General features: G+C 69.8%; 19 protein-coding genes. 9 read left to right on the forward strand and 10 right to left on the reverse strand.

Annotated elements, in window-relative coordinates; translation table 11 throughout:
• The first annotated feature begins 158 nt into the window (after window positions 1-158).
• The 4 genes from ASG88_RS04705 to ASG88_RS04720 all read left to right on the forward strand — a co-directional run bounded on the left by ASG88_RS04705 (window position 159) and on the right by ASG88_RS04720 (window position 4,863).
• Window positions 159-2,531 carry a heavy metal translocating P-type ATPase gene (locus ASG88_RS04705; protein WP_056886275.1) on the forward strand — a complete coding sequence of 791 codons (2,373 nt, stop codon included), beginning with the start codon at window positions 159-161 and terminating at the stop codon, window positions 2,529-2,531.
• Window positions 2,532-2,562: 31 nt separating this feature from the next.
• Window positions 2,563-3,066: a hypothetical protein gene (locus tag ASG88_RS04710; protein WP_056886276.1), complete on the forward strand. Its 504-nt coding sequence runs from the start codon at window positions 2,563-2,565 to the stop codon at window positions 3,064-3,066.
• 135 nt (window positions 3,067-3,201) lie between these two features.
• Complete coding sequence (locus tag ASG88_RS04715; RefSeq protein WP_056886277.1) at window positions 3,202-3,849, forward strand: DUF305 domain-containing protein; 648 nt, start codon at window positions 3,202-3,204, stop codon at window positions 3,847-3,849.
• A 144-nt stretch (window positions 3,850-3,993) separates the two neighbouring features.
• Entirely contained in the window at window positions 3,994-4,863 is an 870-nt protein-coding gene (locus tag ASG88_RS04720; protein ID WP_056886278.1) for a F510_1955 family glycosylhydrolase, read from the forward strand.
• A gap of 454 nt (window positions 4,864-5,317) precedes the next feature.
• On the opposite strand, the gene ASG88_RS04725 is transcribed toward ASG88_RS04720, so the two are convergent.
• A complete protein-coding gene (locus tag ASG88_RS04725; protein ID WP_056886279.1) occupies window positions 5,318-5,779 on the reverse strand; it encodes a DUF3093 domain-containing protein in 462 nt (153 codons plus the stop codon).
• Window positions 5,780-6,385: 606 nt separating this feature from the next.
• On the opposite strand from ASG88_RS04725, the gene ASG88_RS22925 reads away from it, so the two are divergent.
• Window positions 6,386-6,883 (forward strand): hypothetical protein, encoded by a 498-nt coding sequence (locus tag ASG88_RS22925; RefSeq protein ID WP_157559561.1) that lies wholly within the window; start codon window positions 6,386-6,388, stop codon window positions 6,881-6,883.
• 69 nt (window positions 6,884-6,952) lie between these two features.
• Here the strand turns inward: ASG88_RS22925 and ASG88_RS04735 are convergent, their stop codons facing one another.
• Both ASG88_RS04735 and ASG88_RS04740 read right to left on the reverse strand, forming a co-directional pair.
• On the reverse strand, window positions 6,953-7,564 hold the full coding sequence (locus tag ASG88_RS04735; protein WP_056886281.1) for a vitamin K epoxide reductase family protein: 612 nt from the start codon (window positions 7,562-7,564) through the stop codon (window positions 6,953-6,955).
• Complete coding sequence (locus ASG88_RS04740; protein ID WP_056886282.1) at window positions 7,561-8,220, reverse strand: DsbA family protein; 660 nt, start codon at window positions 8,218-8,220, stop codon at window positions 7,561-7,563. Before ASG88_RS04740 ends, ASG88_RS04735 begins: the two co-directional genes overlap by 4 nt.
• Before the next feature lie 343 nt (window positions 8,221-8,563).
• Between ASG88_RS04740 and ASG88_RS04745 the strand changes: the two genes are divergently transcribed.
• A complete protein-coding gene (locus ASG88_RS04745) occupies window positions 8,564-9,055 on the forward strand; it encodes a TlpA family protein disulfide reductase (protein WP_056886283.1) in 492 nt (163 codons plus the stop codon).
• A 21-nt stretch (window positions 9,056-9,076) separates the two neighbouring features.
• Here the strand turns inward: ASG88_RS04745 and ASG88_RS04750 are convergent, their stop codons facing one another.
• Together ASG88_RS04750 and ASG88_RS04755 are read right to left on the reverse strand one after the other, a co-directional pair.
• The gene (locus ASG88_RS04750; protein ID WP_056886284.1) at window positions 9,077-10,057 is read right to left on the reverse strand and encodes a M56 family metallopeptidase; all 981 of its coding nucleotides are present in this window, start codon (window positions 10,055-10,057) and stop codon (window positions 9,077-9,079) included.
• A complete protein-coding gene (locus ASG88_RS04755) occupies window positions 10,054-10,443 on the reverse strand; it encodes a BlaI/MecI/CopY family transcriptional regulator (RefSeq protein WP_235534731.1) in 390 nt (129 codons plus the stop codon). The genes ASG88_RS04750 and ASG88_RS04755 overlap by 4 nt, the downstream gene beginning before the upstream one ends.
• A gap of 82 nt (window positions 10,444-10,525) precedes the next feature.
• On the opposite strand from ASG88_RS04755, the gene ASG88_RS04760 reads away from it, so the two are divergent.
• Window positions 10,526-11,338 (forward strand): cytochrome c biogenesis CcdA family protein, encoded by an 813-nt coding sequence (locus tag ASG88_RS04760; protein WP_056886285.1) that lies wholly within the window; start codon window positions 10,526-10,528, stop codon window positions 11,336-11,338.
• Window positions 11,339-11,430: 92 nt separating this feature from the next.
• Complete coding sequence (gene lnt / locus ASG88_RS04765) at window positions 11,431-12,915, forward strand: apolipoprotein N-acyltransferase (protein ID WP_056886286.1); 1,485 nt, start codon at window positions 11,431-11,433, stop codon at window positions 12,913-12,915.
• Here lnt and ASG88_RS04770 read toward each other — a convergent pair.
• The gene (locus tag ASG88_RS04770) at window positions 12,886-14,943 is read right to left on the reverse strand and encodes a cytochrome c oxidase assembly protein (RefSeq protein ID WP_056886287.1); all 2,058 of its coding nucleotides are present in this window, start codon (window positions 14,941-14,943) and stop codon (window positions 12,886-12,888) included. The genes lnt and ASG88_RS04770 overlap by 30 nt on opposite strands.
• Complete coding sequence (locus ASG88_RS22465) at window positions 14,940-15,566, reverse strand: copper resistance protein CopC (protein ID WP_162259809.1); 627 nt, start codon at window positions 15,564-15,566, stop codon at window positions 14,940-14,942. Before ASG88_RS22465 ends, ASG88_RS04770 begins: the two co-directional genes overlap by 4 nt.
• Before the next feature lie 222 nt (window positions 15,567-15,788).
• On the opposite strand from ASG88_RS22465, the gene ASG88_RS04780 reads away from it, so the two are divergent.
• Entirely contained in the window at window positions 15,789-16,700 is a 912-nt protein-coding gene (locus ASG88_RS04780) for a cation diffusion facilitator family transporter (protein ID WP_056886289.1), read from the forward strand.
• 15 nt (window positions 16,701-16,715) lie between these two features.
• Here the strand turns inward: ASG88_RS04780 and ASG88_RS22930 are convergent, their stop codons facing one another.
• From ASG88_RS22930 to ASG88_RS04790, 3 genes are read right to left on the reverse strand one after another with little or no spacing between them, the layout of a single operon-like run.
• Complete coding sequence (locus ASG88_RS22930; RefSeq protein ID WP_157559564.1) at window positions 16,716-16,877, reverse strand: hypothetical protein; 162 nt, start codon at window positions 16,875-16,877, stop codon at window positions 16,716-16,718.
• 2 nt (window positions 16,878-16,879) lie between these two features.
• On the reverse strand, window positions 16,880-17,839 hold the full coding sequence (ccsB, locus tag ASG88_RS04785; protein WP_056886290.1) for a c-type cytochrome biogenesis protein CcsB: 960 nt from the start codon (window positions 17,837-17,839) through the stop codon (window positions 16,880-16,882).
• The gene (locus ASG88_RS04790) at window positions 17,836-19,359 is read right to left on the reverse strand and encodes a cytochrome c biogenesis protein ResB (protein WP_157559565.1); all 1,524 of its coding nucleotides are present in this window, start codon (window positions 19,357-19,359) and stop codon (window positions 17,836-17,838) included. Before ASG88_RS04790 ends, ccsB begins: the two co-directional genes overlap by 4 nt.
• Between the last annotated feature and the right edge of the window lie 158 nt (window positions 19,360-19,517).

Raw genomic sequence — 19,517 nt, forward strand, 5'->3', positions numbered from 1 at the left:
CGTGCAGGTCGAAACCAGCAGGCAGACAACCGCTTAACGCTTCTGTCCGCAGGACTCCGCACGGTAGGTGCGCCCACGCCCCGTCTGTTCCCCGCACCCGTCACAACAACCACCAAACGAGGGGTTGGTTATATACCCCTGGGGGGTATAATCGAACCATGAGCAGCCATCAGCACGTCACCGCTCAAACTGGAGCGGTCAAGGACCCCGTGTGCGGCATGGATGTCGACCCGGCCACGACCGAGCACGTCGCCGAGCACGAGGGCGTGACCCACCACTTCTGCTCCGCGCACTGCCAGGCACGCTTCGTCGCAGACCCCCAGACGTTCCTCAGCAGCAAGCCGGCTCCGACCGCGCCGGGCGCCGAGGAGGTCGAGTACACGTGCCCGATGCACCCCGAGATCCGGCAGATGGGGCCCGGCGCGTGCCCGATCTGCGGCATGGTGCTCGAGCCGGTCACCGCGACCGCCGACATGGGACCGTCAGCGGAGCTGCGCGACATGACCCGCCGGTTCTGGGTCGGCACCGTCCTCACCATCCCGGTCATCGTGCTCGAGATGGGCCGCCACCTCATCGACCCCCTCTACGACGCCATCCCCTCCGACGTCTCCGCCTGGGCGCAGCTCCTGCTCGCCACGCCGGTGGTGTTGTGGGGCGGGTGGCCGTTCTTCGTGCGCGGCTGGCAGTCGGTGCGCACGCGCAACCTCAACATGTTCACCCTCATCGCGATGGGCACCGGCATCGCCTGGATCTACTCCGTCATCGCCACCCTGATGCCGGGCATCTTCCCCGCCGCGTTCCGCAACGACCTCTCCGAGATGAGCGACGGCATGGTCGCCGCAGCGGGTGCCGGCTCCGTCGACGTGTACTTCGAGGCGGCCGCCGTCATCACCGTCTTGGTCCTCCTCGGCCAGGTCCTCGAGCTCCGCGCCCGTGAGCAGACGTCGGGTGCCATCAAGGCCCTGCTCAACCTCGCCCCCAAGACCGCACGCCGCATCACCGGCGACGGCACCGACGAGGAGGTTGCGCTCGAGGACGTTCAGCTCGGCGACCGCCTGCGGGTCCGACCTGGCGAGAAGGTCCCCGTGGACGGCACCGTCGCCGACGGCCGCTCGTCGCTGGACGAGTCGCTGGTCACCGGTGAGTCCATGCCGGTCACCAAGACCACCGGCGACACCGTCATCGGCGGCACCCTCAACCAGACCGGCGCCCTGGTGGTCACGGCCGAGAAGGTCGGCCGCGACACCATGCTGGCCCGCATCGTGACCATGGTGGCCGAAGCGCAGCGCTCCCGGGCCCCGATCCAGCGGATGGCCGACCGGGTGGCCGGCCTGTTCGTGCCCGCCGTGATCGGCATAGCCGTCCTCGCGTTCATCGTCTGGGCCCTCGTCGGCCCCGACCCGAAGATGGCCCACGGCCTCATCGTCGCCGTCGCCGTCCTCATCATCGCCTGCCCCTGTGCCCTGGGCCTGGCTACACCGGTCTCCATCATGGTCGGCGTCGGCCGCGGCGCCAGCCAGGGCGTCCTCATCAAGAACGCAGAGGCCCTCGAGCGCATGGAGAAGGTCAACACCCTCGTCGTCGACAAGACCGGCACCTTGACCGAGGGCCGTCCGTCCGTGACCGACATCGTCACCCATGACGCCACTTCGATGCCCGAGGGTGAGCTGCTGCGCCTCGCCGCCGGAGTCGAACGTGCCTCCGAGCACCCGCTGGCCCAAGCGATCGTGACCGCCGCCACCGACCGTGGCCTTGTGATCCCCGACGTCAGTGACTTCGACTCACCCGTCGGCCGCGGCGTCCACGGCACCGTCGAAGGACACACCGTCGCGCTCGGCTCCGCCACCTTCATGACCAGCCGCAACCTGGACCCCGGTGCGCTGGATGAGCAGGCCCACTGGCTGCGCCGGGGTGGTGCTACCGCCATCTTCGTGGCCATCGACGACACGGTCGCCGGCGTGCTCGCCATCGCCGATCCCGTCAAGGCCACCACACTCGAGGCATTGGCCGCCCTGCGTGAGGAGGGCGTCGAGGTCGTCATGCTCACCGGCGACAACCGAACCACAGCGGAGGCCGTCGCCCGACACCTCGGTATCGACCGGGTCGAGGCCGAGGTGCTTCCCGACCACAAGGCCGACGTCGTCACCCGCCTCAAGGCCGAAGGCCGAGTCGTCGCCATGGCCGGCGACGGCGTCAACGACGCCCCCGCCCTGGCCGCCGCGGACGTGGGATTGGCCATGTCCTCGGGCACCGACGTGGCGATCGAGTCCGCCGGCGTCACCCTGCTGCACGGCGACCTCATGGGCATCGTCAAGGCACGACGCCTCTCGGCCATGACGATGCGCAACATCCGGCAGAACCTGGTGTTCGCGTTCATTTACAATGCCGCCGGCATCCCGATCGCGGCCGGAGTCCTGTACCCGTTCACCGGCCTGCTGCTGTCCCCTGTCATCGCCGCCGCCGCGATGGCGCTGTCGTCGGTTAGCGTTATCAGCAACGCGCTACGACTGCGGACGCAGGACCTGGGCTGAGGTGGCTACCGGTGCTCCGTACGATCGGCGTGTGACCAGCCAGCGCATCCGGCCCCGTTTCGGGGGCCGGGTGCGTCCCGCTCTGCTGGCGCCGGTGGTGGTCGCCATCGTGCTCGGCATCCTGGGCATGCACGGCATCGACGCCCACGGGATGAGCCTGCAAGGCCCGAGGACCGATGCCGCCGACGCGGCCCCTCCGACGGCCGTAGTGATGGCGGGACACGACCCCGCCACCGTCACCAGGGACGAGGTGCACTCTGCCGGCAGGGCCACCTCGAGTGCGTCCAGCCAGTCCGGAGACCGGACGGACGACGTGAGCGGCATGGGTGGCATGAGCGGGATGGTGATGTTGTGCGTGGCGATGCTCGCCGGCGCTGCCGTGGCCCTGCTCGTCGTCCTGGTCCGCCGCGGGCGGCTGCCGAAGGTGTGGGCGGTCCTCGAGCCTGCTGGTCGCGTGCGCCCGGTCGTGCCGGCCGTGCTGCGGGTCGGGGCGGGGCCACCCGCGGTGTGGAGGTTCTCGGTCATCAGGTGCTGACAGGCAGGTAGCTCGCCGACCGGCACGGTCCACGCTGCGCCAGCACGGTGTGGGCGCGTCCAGGCCGAGTGCCGCCCGAGCGTGCTGACACGTCCTCCCTGACCCTTCATGACCTCGAACAGGAGAACCAACCTCATGCGCTACCCCCGACCCACCGCGCTCACGCGCCGCCCCGCCGTACTGCTCGGCTCCCTGACCCTCGGACTTACCCTCACCCTGACGGCATGTGGCAACGACGAGCCCGCCGCCGACAACTCCGCGCAGGTGTCCGAGACCGACCACAACGACGCCGACGTTGCGTTCGCGACGGACATGATCCAGCACCACGCCCAGGCCCTGTCGATGGTGGACCTGACCGTCGATCGCACCCTCGACCCCGAGGTGCAGCAGCTCGCCGAGGAGATCCGCGATGCCCAGGGCCCCGAGATCGAGACCATGAGCGACTGGCTCCAGGAGTGGGACGAGGAGATCCCCGCAACCATGCGCGACCACTCCAACGCCGGTCACGGGTCGGACACCATGGGTGACTCCATGGAGGGCATGAACTCCGACATGCCCGGCATGATGTCCACGGGCGACTTCGACGAGCTCGAGAACGCCTCCGACGCCGACTTCCAGACCATGTGGCTCGAGATGATGATCGAGCACCACGAAGGCGCCGTCGAGATGGCCCAGGACCAGCAGGACGACGGCCAGTACCAGCCCGCCATCGACCTCGCCGGGGACGTCGTGGACACGCAGTCCGCAGAGATCCAAACCATGGAGACGCTCCTCGGCTCCTGACCCCGGCGCCAGCTCTCGGCCGAGCCGAGATGGGGCGGTCACGCGTCGAGGGTGACCGCCCCAGCCGGTGGACGGCATACCTGCTCGGGCCCTGTCACCGGACCCGCCGCACCGCACCCGACCCTCGCGAAGTGAGCACCCCCAATGCCATACAACGTCCGCACCCGAGCCACCCTCACAGCCATCGCGGCCGGAGCCGCACTGCTGCTGTCCGGCTGCAGCACGAGCGACAGCCCCGCCCCCCCGGGCGCGCCGAACGCCGCCGGCGCAGATGAGTTGGGCCACGTTCACGGTCTCGGAGTCGATCCGCAAGACGGCACTCTCTACGTGGCCTCCCATTTCGGCGTCTTCCGCATCGCCGACGACGGAACCCGCGAACGGGTGGCCGATCGATGGCAGGACACGATGGGCTTCGCCGTCGCGGGCCCCGGCCACTTTCTCGGCTCCGGACACCCCGACCTGCGCGAACGGCTTCCGTCGAGCCTGGGCCTCATCGAGTCCACGGACGGCGCTGAGACGTGGGACGCGGTGTCGCTCCTCGGCGACGCCGATCTGCACGCCATCGAGCCAGTCGGCGATCGGATCTATGCCTACGACTCCACCGGCGGGTCGCTGATGACGACCACCGACAGGACGAACTGGACCACGATAAGCACACAGCCGCTCTACGACCTCGCCGCGAAGCCCACCGACCCGGGCACCGTGTATGCGACGACGGACCGTGGGATCCTCGTCCGGTCCACGGACGGCCGTGAGCCGCGAGCGGTGCCCGACGCTCCGACGCTCACAGCGATCGACTGGCAGCCCGGTGGACCGCTGGTCGGCATCGGCGTCGACGGCACCGTGATGGTCAGTGCCGACGCCACCCTGTGGGAGCAGGTCGGTCGGCTAGACGGACCGGCCGAAGCGCTCGATGCCGTCGCTGGGCGATGGCACGCCGCAACCGAGAGCGGCGTCCATGAGTCCCTCGATGACGGACAGACCTGGCGGACGGTGGTCTCTGCGGGCAACTGATCTGGCCGGGCGACTAGGTCGGCCGGGGCGGCATGCTGGCCCGCGGCGCGGATAGGACGGGCGATGCGGGCTCAGCGGAGAGAGGAGTGATGGCTGATTCTGTGGTGGGGATCGAGCCCACCGGCCGCCTGGGGACTCACATGGATGGCGGCACTCGTCAGTTGGGGAAGCTCATGGAGCAGGCGGTGTGTGGACGTCGTGGGCGATGTCGTGGGCGGCGCGGAGGTGTCCAATCCACCGCATGCGGAGGTACCCGGCATCGATGACGCCGGCCGTTTCGCGGACGACGTCAGCCGGGTGTCGGGTGAGTGCCGGGTCCAGGGCGTCCGCTTAGTGGACGTCACCACGAGGGCAGTCCGAATTGCCCGTGTTCGTCCTTGGACGTCCTTGGGAGCCGGGGAATAGGGCTGCCGAGGGCTCTGCGAGCCCGATGTGCGGTTGGGCGTTGGAGTGGCTACCGGGACCTGGATTCGTTGAGCGTCGAAGCCAAGGCAGGCGCTCTGCGGGAGCTCACCAGCCAGTACGGAGTGGGATCGTCCGGGTCGTTGATCTCGATCCGCACCGCCTCCGGAAGGTAGGGGCGCAACAGCAGGAACGCCCTCGCGTCGGCGAGCCGTCCCGACACCTCCCGCGCGCTGGCCCGGCCGAGCGCCTGCGCCGGACCTACGAAACCCAGTTCGATCCTGGCGCGCCCCGCGCGAAGCCAACCGTCCTCCACGACGACCCGGGAACCCCCGTAGGTCCGCAGGCCCATGGCGAGGAGGAGGGCGAGTGCCGCGGAGATGCCCCACGCCAGCGCCTCGGGGACCGCCACCACGAGGGCCAACCAGAAGCTGGCCACCAGCAGGTTGCCCTGGATCCACCATCGAAGCGGCACTCGCAGTCGCTCGCGATACTGCGTGTCCGCTCGTCCCATGGTCCCGCCCTCGTCTCGAGCGGATTCGGCAACCGCTATCTCCTATGCACTATAGTAGATGCGGTTGGGTGCCACCTCGAACTCGCGGTGGCATCCGCCTTGCCGGCGGCTCGGCCCTCCCACCCATCCGCCTGCGGTCGATTCGACCGGGCAAGCGAAGCCCATGCCCCCCAGCAAAGGACTGCCGCCGTGGCCGACCCTCGCCACAAGCGGGACGCACGTTCCCGTCCCCAGCTCCGTGTGAGCATCGCAGCGGCTTCGGTCGCCGTGATGGCCACCGGCGCCGCCGTGGCCTCCGGAATCAGTGCGTCGCCTCGCGAACTCGCCCCAGTGGCCGGCGCCGCTGACCCCGCGCCCTGGCCGAGCGCCACCTCACGGCCGAGCGTCACTCCGCTCGGCGAGCGCCGACCGGTCGTCTCGCGTGCCGAGACCCGCAGGCCGCCAGGCCCCGCACGGTCGGAGCCGTCTCCGGCCGCCGTCGCGACCCGACGCCTCGTACGCAGGGCCGACGTCCAGAAGTGGACGACCGCGCCGCTCAACATCTGGACACGGCCGGGCGAGAAGGCTCGCAAGACCGGCTTGATCGATGCGCTCACCAGGGTCACCGTGACCGGTCGGACCATGCGCGGACGCGACGAGCTCGTCATCGACGGGCGCTCCCGCTGGGTGACGGGCGGCTACCTCGCCGGCCGCAAGCCTCGTCCGGAACCCGACGCGGGCGACGCGGGCGACGCCGCCGACGGACCGGCGGCGGGAGCCTCCTGCTCCAATGGCACGTCTGTGCCCTCCGGAGTGAGTTCCAACATCGTGGCGGTGCACGAAGCCGTCTGCGCGGCGTTCCCCGAGATCACCACCTACGGCACCCTGCGCAGCGATGGCGAGCACGCCCAGGGGATCGCCGTCGACATCATGGTCAGTGGTGCCCGGGGCTGGCAGGTGGCGGAGTTCGTCCGCGACAACTCAGCGGCACTTGGCGTCTCCTACGCCATCCACGCACGCAACATCTGGTCGGTCCAGCGCGCGGGGGAGGGGTGGAGGGGTATGGAGGACCGAGGTTCGGTGACCGCCAACCACTATGACCACGTGCACGTCACCACCTATTGATCGCCGTCGCCGAATTCGGCTTGGGCCCAGCGCCGCCACGCCGTCACGTGCGTTCGGTTTCGACGAGGCCTACAGCAGCGTCGACCAGTAGGTCCAGAAGCGGACTCCGATGAGCGCCAGAGCCCCGAGGAGGACCAGCAGGAGTGCGGGAGCGTGCCACTCGCGAGCGACGCGCGTCCACCGGCTCCGGGCGGCTCGGGCACCCAGCACTCCCTGCTCGAGATTGCGCAGCGTGACGTACAAGAACGTCGGTACGACGACCACCCAGACCGCCATGCAGTAGGGGCAGAGTGCGTTGATGCGGTACAGGCTCTGGAACATGAGCCATCCCACCAGGGCGAGACCCGCGGTGACGCCGAGCTGCAGCCCCGTCCAGTACCAGCGGGCAAACCTGCCGCCCGCCACCAGCGCTGCTCCCGTCGTCAACACGACCGGGAACGCAGCCACTCCCAGGATTGGATTGGGAAAGCCCAGCAGCGAGGCCTGTGAGGACTCCATCACCGACCCGCAGCTCAGCACCGGGTTCAGGCTGCACGAGGGCACGTACGCCGAGTCCGCGGCCAGCCGGATGCGTTCGACCAGCAGGACGGCAGAAGCCACCAGTCCCACGGCGCCGGCCACGATGAGCCCCCACGCCAGCGTGGGGGACTCGCCGCGCGCGGCGACGGATCCGCGTGTCACTCGGCGAGGGCCTCGTCGAGCACCGCGCTGAAGTCCTCCACGGACTCCGGCTGGAAGGGCTCGCCGTTGACGAAGAAGGTCGGGGTGCCCTGGACGCCGAGGCTCAAACCGTCGTCCACGTCCCGCTGGACCCGCTCCTTGACCTCTGGGGAGGCGTAGTCGGCGTCGTACTGCTCCATGTCGAGCCCGATGTCCTCGGCGAAGCCGCGGAACAGGTCGTCGTGAGGCACCTGGGCCTCGCCCCAGGACTCCTGGGTCTCGTACATCTTCTGGTACATGGCCTCGAACTCACCCTGACGAGCCGCTGACTCCACCGCTCGCGCGGCCCGCTCGGCATTGAAGTGACCAGGAAGCGGGAAGTACCGGGCCACGAAGGTGACCTCGCCGGCGTACTTCTCACGCAGGTCCTCCACGATGGGAAACGCAGCTCCGCACGCCTCGCACTCGAAGTCGAGGAACTCCACAAAGGTGACGTCCTGCTCGCCCGGTTCGCCCAGGACATGGCTGTCCGACCTGACCAGGGCCGACTCCTCCTCAGGGGTGTCGGCCGCTGCGGGGCCTTCCTCACCACCCCGGACGGTCACCGCGATCAGGGCCGCCAGCACGACCGCCAGCGCGACAGCCACGAACGCGGCCACCTTGGTCTGAATACGCATGGAACTCCGATCCATCGAACGCGAAATACTAGGACGGATAGTAACAACCCACTCCTCAGGCCCGTTGCCGGCGGTGGCGGTCGGTGGCGACATGGGCAGGCTTGTACTATCGGTCGTAGTAGCCAGGTGAGGTGACGCCCGCCTGCATTGTCAGCAGGAAGGTACGTCTGTGACGCCCGACCCTCAGGCCGGTGGGCCCATCGACGGGGCTACGCGGTCGGTGCCACCTCGGAGACGGTGGCTCCTGCCGGCCGTCGCGGTACTCGTCGTGGCAGCTCTCGCCATCTGGGTGACCCTCAGTTGGGCAGACCCGCCCACCACGGGCCGTTCGGCCGGGGATGCAGTGATCCAGCAGTATGCCGTCGCCGAACGCGCGGACCTCGCGGACTTCGAGGGCGCCCTGCTGGACGGCACGGAATTCTCCAGCGCGGACCTGGGCGGCCGAGTGGCGGTCTACAACGTCTGGGGCTCGTGGTGCGTGCCCTGCCGAACGGAGGCGCCGGACCTGATCAAGGTCGCTGAGGAGTTCGCCGACGACGTGTCCTTCGTCGGCATCAACGTGCGCGACGGGCTCGATGCCGCGCAGGCCTTCGAACGACGCCTGGCCGTGCCCTACCCCAGTCTGCGTGCCGAGGACAGTGACCGGGCGTTGCTCGCCTTCGGGAGCTCGGTCGCGGTGGCCGCTGTGCCCACCACCGTCGTTGTCGACCGCGAGGGAAGGATCGCCGCGCGAGTCGTCGGTCCCACGACCTACTCGACACTCAAGGCGCTGGTGGACGACGTCGTCACCGAAGCCGGCGGGTCACGACCACGGTCGGCTCCGCGCGGCGGTTGAGACCGTCGAGGTCGCCGACCATCACCGCTTCAGGGGCTCCGACGGGAGCGCCACGTGACAGCAGTCGCGCGCCGACGCCTCGAGCGCCGGAGAGAGCGCCAGGGCCAGCGGGGCAGCCAGGAGGGCCAGGACACCGAGGCCCACGGCGGCGCGGTGACGAGGAAGGACACGACCCTGGGTCCCGACCAGGCGCCCCACCCGCGACGGGACAGAGCCCGCGGGCGTGGTCCCTGCGCGGGTCGGGCGCGGAGGCGCTGCCCCCGAGGCGCCCAAGGTGACCAACGCTGTCGCCATCGCGCGGCGCGAGAGCCTGTTCTGGGCGGAGTCGTCGGCCTGCATCTCGGCCAGCATCCCGATCTGGTGGTGCGCTGTCCGGAACACCGCGACGCCCGCGAAGGCGCGGGCGAGAGCGCTGCTGACCGTCAACGCCAGGTCGTGGCGGGCCCGCAAGTGGCCGCGTTCGTGGGCCAGCACCGAGGCGAGCTCCGCAGGAGTGAGCGCCACCAGTGCGGCGCTGGTGACCACCACCGTCCGGTGTCTCCCGGGGAGGCAGTAGACCAGCGGCATCGCGTGGTCGATCACCGTGTATCCCTCGGGGGACGGCGACCCCACCAGGCGTAGCGCCTGGAGCTGCGCCCGACGCTCCCGGCTCGCGCGCCGCAGCGTGACGGCGAGCGCGAGGATGACCCGAAGAGTCATGGCCGCGGCCGCGAGGAGTGCCAGGGAGGCCAGCCCGTTGCCCGCCGGTGTCGCGTAGTGGTCGGTGACATCGAGGTGCGTCGTCCTGACCAGACTGGTCAGCTGCGGGCCCACCGGCAAGATGGGCAGCGCCAGCGTGAGGCCGATGAGGATGGCGGAGGAGGCGACGGCCGCGCTGACCGCCTGCCAGGCCAGGATCCCGCCGCTGGGACTGCGCAGCACCCACTGCGCAGCCACGAGGTAGCGGGGAGCGAGTATTGCCGTAGCCAGTGCGAAGACGGCCAGGACCAGGGGCGCTGTCATCGCGTGGCGTCGGGTGTGTCGGTGGGGTCGCGGTGGTCGAGCGCCGAGCGCAGCTCCGCCAGGTCGTCCTTGGACATGTGGCCCACGAAGTGCAGGAGGGTGGCTCCACGGTCCTCGCTCTGGGAGAGCACCTGATCCAGCAGTCCTGCTGTGTGCTCCTCGCGGGAGAGTGTGGGGGCGTAGAGGTAGGCCCGGCCCTGCTTCTCGCGCCTGACCAGTCCCTTGCCGTGCAGGTTGTCGAGCACCGTCATCACCGTGGTGTAGGCGATGCCACGCTCGCGCTGCAGGTCCTCCAGGACCTCGCGTACGGAGACCGGGTGGTCGCCCGTCCACAGTCGCTGCATCACCACCGCCTCCAGCTGTCCCAGCTGTCCCAGCTGTCGCATCCTGCCCACCCGTCTCCTGGTCTGCCGACCCTCGCCGTACTATCGACCATAGTAGTGCCCGTCATCGATCACTGAGGTCACCATGCCCGTCGCCCTGCTCGCCGGCAACGTCCAGGACGCCGTGCTCTCGGGCCCCATCATCCTCGCCCTCGCCGTCGCAGCCCTGGCCGGGCTCGTGTCCTTCTTCTCGCCCTGCTGCCTGCCCCTGGTGCCGGTCTACCTCGGGTACGTGTCGGGCCTGGCTGACCCTGCCTCCGGGGCGCCGTCCGACCGGACGTCCGCGGGGGTTGGACCCCCGCCCGGTGCACACCCCGGCAGGGTCGTCCTCGGCACGGCGTTGTTCGTGGTGGGCTTCTCGCTGGTCTTCACCGCCTACGGGGCGGCTTTCGGGCACCTCGGTCGACTGCTGGTCCAGCACCAGGACCTGCTGGTGCGGATCTCCGGGGTGATCACCGTCCTCATGGGTCTGGTCTTCCTCGGGGCCTTCCGCCGGGTCCCGCTGCTGACGGGCACCTACAAGCCCTCGATGACTCCTCGCCTGGGCCTCGCCGGGGCGCCGCTGCTCGGCGGCCTCTTCGCCGTGGGCTGGACTCCGTGCATCGGGCCCACCCTGGCCGCGGTCCTCACCCTGTCCACCACCTCCGCGACGGCGGGTCGCGGCGCACTCCTCACCTTCGTGTACAGCCTGGGTCTCGGGCTTCCCTTCCTGTTCGCCGCGTTCTCCTTCGGCCGCAGCGCCCGGACCTTCGCCTGGGTGCGCGGCCACATGGCCGTCGTGTCGCGTGCGGGAGGGTTCTTTCTCGTGCTGATCGGCCTTGCGCAGGTCAGCGGCGCCTGGTCGGTGGCGCTCGCGTCGATGCAGGGGTTCATCGGCGGCTGGCAGACCCCGCTGTGACCAGTCGGTCGATTCCTCTCGTGGTGAACCGGCCGGTCGGCGACGACGCATCCGCTTCCGATCTGCCTCGCGGCACCGGGCGACGACGTGGCGTGGTCCTCGCGGTCGTTGGCGGGGCGAGCCTGGCCGTGGGGTTCGAGCCGGCTGGTCTGTGGCCGATGGGGCTCCTCGGACCGCTGCTCCTCGTGGTCGCGCTGCGGGGACGCACCGTGCGTGGGGGAGCCGTCGTCGGTGCCACGTTCGGACTGGTCTTCCACGGGCTGCTACTCGTGTGGTTGGCAGAGTCCATGGGGGCGGGTGCCTGGATCGCCGTCGTCCTGGTCCAGGCGGGCTGGTTCGCCGTGCTGGGTGTCGCCGTGCGTCTCACTGCGCACCTCCCGCTGTCCGCCGCGTGGTTCGCGGTTGTCTGGGTGGCCGTGGAGACGGCTCGATCGTCCTGGCCCTTCGGCGGCCTGCCGTGGGGACGACTCGGGTTTCTGGTCATCGACACCCCGTGGGAGGGCCTCCTGCCGTACCTGGGTGTGGCTGCCGTCGGAGGGCTGCTCGCCTTCACGGCCGCGCTGCTGGGGCAGGGGTTCGCTCCCGACACGGCCGACCGGCGCCCGGCGCTGATGAGCGGCGCGGCCGTCCTGGTCCTGGGCGCCGCCACGATCCCGTGGGCCTGGGATCCGGGCGCGAAGGCGTCGATGCGGGTGGCGGTGGTGCAGGGCGGTGTCCCGGGCAACGGACGCCACCTCGTGGATCGTCACCGCGAGGTGACCGACAACCACCTCCGGGCCACCCGGGGCCTGTCGGCACAGGTCGCGGAAGGCGAGCAACCCCGGCCACAGCTGGTGGTGTGGCCCGAGAACTCGACGGCAGTCGACCCGACGAACGATGCCATCGCCCGGAGGGCCGTGCAGAGCGCCGTCGACGCCATACGGGCGCCGCTTCTGGTGGGCGGCATGGTGGACGGCCCGACCCCGGGCACAGTCCTCAACCAGGGCCTGGTCTGGGACGACAGCGGACCGACGTCGTTGCGCTACACCAAGCGCCACCCGGTGCCGTTCGGCGAGTACATCCCGTTCCGCAGCTACCTCGGCGGCCTCTCACCGCGTCTGGCCGAGGTGCCGCGCGACATGCTCCCCGGCACCGCGACCCCCCCGCTCGAGGTGGCTGGCACCCCCATCGCCGACGTGATCTGTTTCGACGTGGCGTATGACGACGTGCTGCCCCAGCAGATCCGCGACGGGGCGCAATTGGTGGTCGTGCAGACGAGCAACGCCAGCTTCATCGGGAGCGCCCAGCTCGAGCAGCAGTTCGCGATCACCCGGGTCCGAGCGCTGGAGACGGGCCGTGCCGTGGCGGTGGCATCCACCAACGGGGTCAGCGCCCTGATCGACCCGTCCGGGCGGGTGCTCGAGCGAGCCCCGCTGCGCGACACCGCAGTCCTGGCGACTGACCTGCCGCTGGCCAATGCCGTGTCGCCGGCCATGCGGTGGGGGAGCGCGCCCGGGACAACAGCCCTGATCGTCGCGCTCCTCGGGTCGACCTGGGGAGCCGCCAGGCTACGGGGGATCCGTGTCGGAGGCGGGTGACTCATTGCCCGCAGCCGAGCTGCGCGCCGGCACCCGGGGGGAGCCGGAATCGGAGGCCGCGGCGAGACGGGCGAGGTAGTCGTTGTACGACGTGAGCTCCCGGTCCCCGTCGCGTGCCGCCTGACGGTCGTACCGCCGCCGTTCGCGCTGGTCGGCATGCACCCAGGAGGCCACCAGGGCCACCGCCAGGATCGCCAACGGGTAGTCGCCCAATGCCCAACCCAGCGAGGCGCCGAGGTACTGGTCGTCCGCCAGTGACGCCCCCCACGTGCGGCCGAGGGGCTCGAACCACCCTCGCGCTAGCACCTGATCACTGGCCATCAGCGACACCGAGAACAAGGCATGGAAGCCGAAGGTCACCAGGATCAGCAGCACTCGCAGCGGGTAGGCGGGTCGACGAGGACCGGGATCAATACCCACGAGGCAGTTGGCGAACAGATACCCGCTGAGCAGGAAGTGCGCCGTCATCACGAGGTGTGCGGTATGCGTGCGCAGCGAGAGCTCGAAGAGCGACGAGTAGTAGAACGCTACGAGGCTGACGACGACCAGGGCCGCCGCGACGATTGGTGATCCCGCCAGCCGAGCAGGTCCGGAGTGGACCAGCCGTAGCAGCCACTCCCGCGGGCCCATGGACCCGTCGGCACGCCGTGACAGGGTGCGGAGGGCCAGCGACACGGGAGCCGCCAACACCAGGAACGTCGGCACGGCCAACGCGATCGTCATGTGCTGGACCATGTGCATGCTGAACAGCACGCGCCCGTACGCCCCGGGGGCACCACTCGTGGCCCACACCAGCAGCAGCCACCCGAAGGCCCAGGCGACTGTGCGTCCTACCGGCCACCGGTCGCCGCGGGACCGCAGTCGGACGACCGCAGCCGAGTACCAGATGAGCATCGCCGCGGCCACGGGCAGCCAGAACGTGTCCGGCCGCCACTGCGTGAACCACTCGGCGGCACCGAGCTCCGGAGGCATCTCGTGCCCGAGGAACGCCTGCGCGGTCGTCAGCCGAGGCTCCGGCCCGGTCGTCGGAGGCACGGTCCGGCTCAAGGCCACACCGGCCCCGGCCGCGACGGCCAGCACGGCCACCTCGAGCAGGACGATGCGCACGAAGGATCCGCGAATCCCCGATGCAAGACCCACCAGACCAACCCTGCGCTGCCACCAGCCCACTCCGGCGAGAACGGCGATCGCGACGACCTTGATGGCGAGCAGCGCGCCGTACGCCGAGGCGAGAGACGACAGGTCCGGCAGCCGGAGCAAGACCCCGAGCATCCCCGAGAAGGTCACCAGGGCCAGGCACCATCCCGCCAGGGCCGAGAAGCGCCGGCTGGTGCTGGTGAGCTCGTCGACACCGAGCCGGGCACGTACGACCACCAGCGCGGCCAAACCGCCGGCCCAGACCGACACACCCACGAGGTGGACGGCCTGCAGGTTGACGGCGTCGTCGTGGTTGAGGCTGCCCGCGGCGTGACCGGCCAACGCCATCGGCCACAGCGCCGCCATCGAGGTCGCTGCCAGCAGGCCGACGCTGGTGATCGTCCGAGCCGCCAGGGCGCCGGTCGCCACCAGGGCGGCCAACACCGCGGTGACCACGAGGTAGCGCCCCAAGTCGTAGCTCTGGCCGAAGAGGACCGCCTGTTGGGCGAAACCTGCCGTGGTGACGGGCATGCCCAGGGCGTCCGACTGGGTGAGACCGACCAGAGCCAGACTGGTCCACATCCACGTGCTGGCAGCCACCACGACGAGGTCCAGAAGGGCACGCCGAGCTCCGGTGACCCTGTTGCGGTCGTCCGACTGCGGGGGAACGCACACCGACGCCAGGACCAGCGCGCCTACCGTGAGGCCCGCGGCGATGTTGCGCACAGCCTGGATCAGCGGCAGCCCGTAGCGGGTCAGGCCGCCGGGGTCGGGCAGTCCGGGAACCGGGTCGGCGGTCATGGCCCCGGTCGCGCCGAGGAGGACGAGCGTGACCGCGGGACCGATGGCCAGCAGCGCGAGACCGCGCACGATGCCCGCCGAAGAGGTCACTGCTGCTCCCCACGCGACGGGCCAGCCTGGTCGCGGCGCCGCCGGAGCAGCACCAGACCGGCAGGGACGACCAGGACGAGCAACATCAGTGCTCCAGCGACGAGTACCCATGCCGAGCCACTCCCCTCAGCAACCTCCGCGGCTTCGGGAGGAGTGGAGTGCGGCTCAAGCTCTGCCGGCGGGGATTGGTCGTCGCTCGGTGCCACGGCCGCGACGGAGAAGGAGATGTCACCCACGATGGGATGGCCGTCCACCGAGGTCACCCGGTAGTCCACCCGCCACTCCGTGACCTCAGCCGTCGAGCTGATGGACGTCGGGACGATCGCGCTCACGAAGGAAGACGAGTCGCCGGCGGAGACCTCGAGGCGCACCGGCTTGTCGCCGTCGACCGAGACAACCATGGCCGCGAAGCTGGGGTCGACGGCTTGGCTGAACTCGAGCGAAATGCTGGCGGGGGCCGCGACCAGCCGCGCCCCTTCCTTCGGTGTCGAGTCGACGAGCTCGGTGTGCGCCGAGGCAGGTGAGGGTGTCAACAGCGCGAGCGCGACGACCAGCATGACGAGGATCGCCGCTCGGAGATCGGTCGCTGCGCAACGGCTGAGATGATTCGTGGATCGGGTCATGCGGCGCTCTCCACCGGGTCGGTCGTGTGTGGATTGGGTCTGCTCGAACGTGACGACGGAATCGCTGGACGGGCATGGGATTGGCCTCGAACGAGGGAGGCGATGCGACAATCTACTATGTGGCTTCGTAGGTAATACTGTGGCCCGGCCCCCGCAGGCCGCCATCTGCCGGCGCGCACGTAGCGACCAAGGGCTCAAGGACATGACGACTCGAGGAGTGCCATGGGTGCAGGACACGGTCACGGCGGGGCCAGCGGCCACGCCGGAGCCAACCATCGCTGGCGGCTCGCTGTCGCGTTCGGGCTGGTAGCGACGTTTTTCGTCGTGGAGCTGGTCGTCGGCATCCTCAGCGGATCCTTGGCACTGCTCTCCGACGCCGGACACATGGCTGCCGACGTCGTCGCGCTGGGCGCCGCCCTGGTCGCGACAAAGATCGCCGCGCGTCCGGATTCCACGGGTCGTCGCACCTATGGCTCGTACCGGGCCGAGGTGTTCGCCTCCGGGCTGTCCGTGCTTCTCATGCTCGGCGTGGCCGCGTTCGTCGTGGTCGAGGCGCTCGGACGTATCGGCGACACGGTCGAGGTCGAGACCGGTCCCATGCTCGTGGTCGGGACCGTGGGGCTGGCGATCAACGTCGTCTCGATCTTCTTGCTCCGGGGTGGCGCGGAGGAGTCGCTCAACATCAAGGGCGCGTACCTCGAGGTCGTCGCCGACGCCGCCGGCAGCGTCGGTGTCATCGCCGCCGGGCTGCTGGTCGCCTGGACCGGACGCAGCTGGTGGGACACGCTCGTCGCGCTGGCGATCGGCGCCTTCGTGGCCGTGCGGGCCGTGGGGCTAGGGCGTCAGGTGCTGGCCGTGCTGGGGCAGCATGCCCCGGCCGGCGTGGACGTCGACGCGATGGCCGATGACCTGGCTGCGGTGCCCGGCGTCGATGACGTGCACGACCTCCATGCCTGGACGCTGACCTCGGGGATGCATGTGGCCACGGCACACCTGCTGCTGGCGGCGCACACCGACTCGCAGGGCGTGCTCCACGAGGCCCAACGCCTGCTGCGCGTCGACTACGGCATCGAGCACGCGACCCTGCAGGTCGAGTCGAGTCCCACAGCCGGATGCGAGGAAGTCACCTGGTGATGTCGCGCGGGGCGTTCACTCCTTGTTCCGGGGCCCCCGGGCGATGAGATACATGATCAGGACGGTCGACACCAGGGTGAACAGCCCGATCACCGCCGTTGACAGCGTCTGATTCCCACCGGCAGACGCGGCCAGCAGGTCGCGGGCGATGAGTGCACCTCGGGTGGTCCCGGGCATGGTCACACCCCCGCATAGGAGTGCAACCCGCTGATCCACAGGTTCACCCCGAAGAAGTTGAAGAGGAACGCCGCGTATCCCGCCAGGGCGAACCAGGCGGCCCTGCGTCCCCGCCAGCCGGCCGTCGACTCGGCGTGCAGGTAGGCGGCATACATCACCCAGGTGATGAACGCCCACGTCTCCTTCGGGTCCCAACCCCAGTAGCGGCCCCACGAGTTCTCGGCCCAGACCGCGCCCGCGAGGACCGCGAAGGTCCAGATCGGGAAGGCGAACATGTGTGCGGCGTGGGCGACCTGAGCAAGCGTCGTGCTGGCGGGCAGGGTCGCGGCGTAGCGGCCGCGGGGAGCGGGGGCTCCGGATGAGAGAGCACGGCGCTCGGCGCGGTCTCGTACCAGGAACAGTGCGGTCGCCACCGCGCCGAGGCTGAAGATGCCGCCCGAGAGGATCGCGGCGGCCACATGGATGACCAACCAGTACGAGTCCAGAACGGGAACCAGCTCGTCGACAGGCGTGTAGAAGACGGTGACCGCCATGCCCAGTGCGAGCAGCACGAGTGCCACGATCCAGACACCGAACGCCCTGACCGGTTCGCGGGTCAGGAAGAAGAGATAGGCGCCCCCGACCGCCACGGTGCTGACCAGCGCGAACTCGTACATGTTCCCCCAGGGCGCCCGTCCCGCCGCCAGGCCCCGGGTCACCGTCGCGGCCAGGGTGAGCACGAACCCGGCCAACGCGAGCGATGTGCCGACAGCGCCCCACCGCGCGCTGCGGGGCGTCTGTGTGGTGGCGGTCGAGGGGGGCTCCTGGGCCGTCACGCCGGCCGGGGTGACCATGGCACGGGCCCGGGGGGTGGTGCGCGTCGCGGTCTCGGCCGCGTGGGCCAGGAGAGCCAGTGAGTAGACGGCGATCGCCGAGTAGACGAACAGGTTGGAGAGGCTCTCCATCATCGTCGGATCAGTCATCGTCGGTGTCCTTCATCGGTCGAGTCTGCGGGGCGGGGGAGCGGGCCGGGTCTGAGGGCGGCGCCGACGGCGTCGGTGTCGCGCGCGTCGAGAGGCCAACGGGTCAGCGACTGTCCCGCCACCTCGACCGTGCATCGCGATCCGCTGTCCTGAGTGACCCGGACCCATACGCGTCGTCGGCGGATCGCCAGCGAGGTCGTGAGACCGACCAGCAGCATCAGCCCTGCGGCCAGGGATATCTCCTTGCCGGGGTCGTAGGCGATCTGGAAGTTCGCGAACCGGGCCACCTCGTCGAAGGTCAGGCTGCCCGCGCCCCCGGGGAGGCTCATCGTCTCGCCCACCCGCAGCGCGCGCGAGAACGGTTGTCCATCGCGCTGCATCGCCTGTTCCATCCCGCTCTTGTCGAGGGTGAAGACAGACTGGGGACTACCGGCGTCCATGCCGAGGTCACCGGTGAAGGCCGTCAGGAACAGTTGCGGGTTGAAGGCATCGGGAAACGCGGAGTACGGCCCCTGCTCCCCGATGTCGGCTGTCGGCAGGAAGAAGCCCTCGAACCCCAGCTGCTGCGGCACCGCGTCAGGTGCCTTGATGACACCGTCGGAGGCATACGAGCTGTCGTTGGGCAAGAAGATCACCGGTCCGGAGAACGCCACGTCGCCGCGAGCGTCGCGCACCGTCACCACGGGTGCATACCCGTGACCGGTGAGGAAGGCCTTCGTCTCATTGATGTCGAGGGGGTGGTTGGGGCGGACCTCCTGTCTCCTCGCCTCCGGGTTCGTGCCCGTGCGATACGACAGTGCAGCGTTGAAGTACCTCGGTTCGCCGATCTTGGCGCCACTGGTCTCGAACTTCGCCTCGAAGTCTTCGAGCGTGATCGAGAACGGCTCCAGGTTCTCCGTGTCCGTCCACACCGAGGGCGTGAAGGCGTCGTACTCCGATCGGACGTTGGTGAAGGTGGATCCCTCGGCGAGCGCGATCCTGCCCTCGAAGCCGAACAACCGCCCGGCCGCGACGCCGACGAGCAACACGAGCAGCGACAGGTGGAAGACGAGATTCCCCAGCTCGCGGACGTAGCCCTTCTCGGCGCGCACCTCATTGCCTCGAGCCTCCACCCGGAAGCCGCGGCGCCGCAGCACGCGCTGCGCCACATCCAACGGAGACTCCTCGGTGCTCGAACCGCCTCCGGGCACCGTGTCCGACCATCGCGAGTGGCATTCCATGCGCGCCAGATTCGTGGGTGCGGCGACGGGGGCGGAGCGCACCGATCGCCACAATCGGGCGCATCGGGGCAGCACGCACCCGGTCATGGACACGAGGAGCAGTAGATAGATGGCGGCGAACCACGGAGAGGCGTAGACCTCGAACATGCCCAGGCGATCCAGCCATGGGTAGAGATCGGGATTGTCGCGCGCGAACTGAGTCACCGCAGCGGGATCGCTGGCGACATTGCGCTGCGGCAGAAGCGACCCCGGGATTGCCGCGACGGCCAGGAAGGTCAGGAGGATGACCGCGGTCCGCATCGATGTGAGCGACCGCCATCCCCACCGGAGCCACCCCCACCCGTGCGTGGGCGAGCCGTTGGTCTCGGTCGACGCCCCGACACTCTCGGTGATCTGTGTGGACACGGCCTGCCTCAGGGAGATGCGACGGGGGAGTGGACGCCACGGTACTACTATCC

The organism is Nocardioides sp. Soil777 (assembly GCF_001428425.1).
Classification (GTDB): domain Bacteria; phylum Actinomycetota; class Actinomycetes; order Propionibacteriales; family Nocardioidaceae; genus Nocardioides; species Nocardioides terrigena.